Annotated in this window: 2 protein-coding genes; one reads left to right on the forward strand and one right to left on the reverse strand. The window is 65.8% G+C overall.

Translation table 11 applies throughout. The annotated features are described in order from the left end of the window. Positions 1 to 444: 444 nt before the first annotated feature. Positions 445 to 2,592: a phospholipase D-like domain-containing protein gene (locus tag BRAS3809_RS01795; RefSeq protein WP_008960393.1), complete on the forward strand. Its 2,148-nt coding sequence runs from the start codon at positions 445 to 447 to the stop codon at positions 2,590 to 2,592. A 297-nt stretch (positions 2,593 to 2,889) separates the two neighbouring features. Here BRAS3809_RS01795 and BRAS3809_RS37000 read toward each other — a convergent pair. Further along, a partial coding sequence (locus BRAS3809_RS37000; RefSeq protein WP_210161091.1) for a hypothetical protein occupies positions 2,890 to 3,132 on the reverse strand: 243 nt, incomplete at its 5' end.

The following is a 3,132-nucleotide window of genomic DNA, read 5'->3' on the forward strand; positions in this document are numbered from 1 at the left end:
GTTTTGCGCTCATCTCCTTCCGCGTCGTCATGGCCGGGCTTGTCCCGGCCATCCACGTCGTCCGGCATGCTGAGAACGACGTGGATGCCCGGGACGGAGCCCGGGCATGACGATGTGGAGACGGTTTCGCGACACACTCACAGTCGTCATATGCGATAGCCCTGCCATTATTGCGAGCTCAGCGAAGCAATCCAGAGCCGTAGGCGGGACCCTGGATTGCTTCGTCGCTTCGCTCCTCGCAATGACGCGGGGAGGCATCACGCCCAACCAGGGTTGGCGATTTCGGGACCGTCCTGCACCATCGTCGCGCTGCCGTCGCCCGCCCGCTCCGCTGCACCGCACGCGCCACCCGCCGCTACCTCCGCTGCCGCCTTCTTGTTCCGGATGCGTCGAACCGTTGTTACAACTGCGCGACATAATCCTTGTCAGACAAGGAGTGCTGCCATGCCCGCGCTTGCATTTTCCAACAATGATATTGCCGTCGTCGCCTGGACCTTCGATCGCCGCCTCGACGGCTGTCTCGGCTTCGCCATCCACCGCATCGACGTCAACGGCAACACCGACACGGTGCTGCCGGCGCTGGCGCGGTTTGCCGGCCAGACCGCCGACAAGCTCAACACCGACCAGGCGCCGGTGCAGAAATTCTGGTGGAAGGATCTCGGCGCCAAGCGCGGCGGCACCTACAAATATCGCATCGTGCCGATGGGCGGCACGCCCGGCCAGACGTTGACGCCGCTCGCCGGCATCGCGCCGCTCGAGAGCAACCAGGTCACGCTGACGCCGGAGCGGCCGCCGTTCCACGTCTATTTCAACCGCGGCATCACCGCGACCCAGGCGCTGACGCATGCCCTGAACGATCATCCGAGCGTCGACGCGCTGACCCCGCATATCCTCGATCCCAATGATCCGATCCGCATCCGCCTGATGGGCCAGCTGCAGGACGGCTTGACCTCGCTGTTGAAGCGCGCCGATGCCGGCGGCGGCACCATCCACGCCGCGCTCTACGAGCTCAACGATCCCAACGGCCTCGAGAAGCAGCTGCACCAGAATCCGGCGAGCCGCACCGTCATCCTCGGCAACGAGCAGGGCAAGGACTCGGACGACGCCGATGCCGACAATCGCAACGCTCTGAAGGCCGCCGGCGTCACCGTGATCGACCGCATCCTCGGCAAGGGGAGCATCCCGCACAACAAGTTCATGGTGCTGAGCGAGAACGGCAAGCCGGCGGCGGTGCTGTCGGGCTCGACCAACTGGACCTCGACCGGCCTGTGCACCCAGACCAACAACGCGCTGGTGGTCGAGAGTCCCGAGCTTGCGCAGCGTTATCTCGGCTATTGGGACGCCTTGAAGGCCGATATCGATGCCGCCGATGGCGAGAAGTCGGCGCTGCAGTCGAAGACGCTGCGCGATTTCGCCCATGCCAACAATGCGAGCTCGATCCAGGCGCCGATCGACCTCGGCCATGGCGTCACCATCGAGCCGATGTTCTCGCCGAACACGCCGGGCAAGCTCGGCAAGGCGCCGAAGACGCCGAACGACATGGGGCGCGTGTTCGAACTGATGAAATCAGCCAAGCATGCGGTGCTGTTCCTTGCCTTCGACCCCGGCAACAACTCGATTCTCGACGTCGCCGGTCAGCTGCTCAAGGACAAGCCCGACCTGTTCGTCCGCGGCGCGCTGACGAGCCCGGTGCGCGCGACCAACTTCTCCGCCGCGCTGCATTCGGGCGGTCATTCCGAAAGCGGCGGCGAGGATGACGGCGGCAGCGATGCGCCGGAGGTGAAGGTGGTCGGCGAAACCGGCACGCCGAAGAAGCAGGGCGCCAAGGGCAGCATCGACTTCCGCGGCGTGCCCGCCGGCGCGGTGCAGGACGCGTTCGGCAAGTGGGAGCGCGAGCTCGCCAAATACGGCTTCGCCATCATCCACAACAAGATCGTGGTGATCGATCCGTTCAGCGACGATTGCGTCGTGGTCACCGGCTCGCACAATCTCGGCTTCCGCGCCTCGCACAACAACGACGAGAACATGCTGATCATCCGCGGCCATCGCGGGCTTGCCGAGGCCTATGCCTGCCATGTCCTCGACCTCTACGACCACTACGCCTGGCGCTTCCTCCTGAAGCAGCACCCCGACATCTTCGGCAAACCGCTGCAAGGCGACGACAGCTGGCAGGACCGCTACATCAAGGGCGCGGACGAGAAGTCGCCGGAGCTGCGCTTCTGGCTCTCGGCGGCGGGTGGGACGGCCGCAGGCGGTGGCGAGAGCAGTAGCGGCAGCGGCGGCACGGCACCGAAGAAGCCGGCGAAGACCAGCGGAGCTGACAAGCCGGCGAAAAAGCCCGCTGGGAAGACCAAGCCGGCGACGCCGCCGGGCAAGCCAGCCAAGAAGGCTCCGAAGAAGGCCGCCGCTGCAGCGAAGGCTTCGGCCGGCCGCAAGACGACCGCCAAGAAGAAGACCGTCAAGAAGGCAACGAAGACGGCGCAGAAGAAAATCGCGGCTGCGAAGAAGGCGAAGGCGAGCAAGACGGCAAAGAAGACGGTCGGGAAAAGCGCGAAGCGAGCCAGGGCGAGCGCCAGGAAGAGGGGACGCTGACCGCAGGTCCGTCGCGGCGAGACGAGATCTTTGGGATCATGATGCGAGCCCGCGGCGTCGCATCATGATCTCGTCTCCCAGCGCGAAGCCGATCGCGGACCCGCGATCGGCCAGCTCCTCGTCCGATTCGAAGCGGGGTCAATACGCCGTCCAGCCGCCATCCGTCGCATAGAACGCGCCGGTCAGGTTCGACGCCTCGGGCGATAGGCCTTCTTCGCGCGGCCCAACCGCTCCATTCCGCTGTCGCGAGTGGCGCCACATCCGGGTCTGCGAAGAGCAACCCGCCTTGGTCCCGCGCTAGTGCCTGGCCGCCCCCTGGATGGCCTGTCTCTCCTTTGCCTCGAAGCTCTGCCGGGCCTTGGCGTCGTCACCCTCCAGGGCGGCATAGGCGTCGGGATAGTAGAAGCGGAGGCGCATCGGCGGGCCGCCGATGCGCGCATCGTGCGATCGACCGCAAAGGCGGTTGCGAAAGAGCAGGCTAATCCTACGGCGTCCGAAAAGGGGCTTCGCTCTCTCCACGTGTCGTTCCGGGGCGCCCGC

It is taken from the genome of Bradyrhizobium sp. STM 3809 (assembly GCF_000239795.1).
GTDB lineage: Bacteria > Pseudomonadota > Alphaproteobacteria > Rhizobiales > Xanthobacteraceae > Bradyrhizobium.

Bases quoted from the DNA above. Each gene is read 5' to 3' on its own strand.
- BRAS3809_RS01795 (WP_008960393.1), top strand. From the start codon at position 445: ATGCCCGCGCTTGCATTTTCCAACAATGATATTGCCGTCGTCGCCTGG.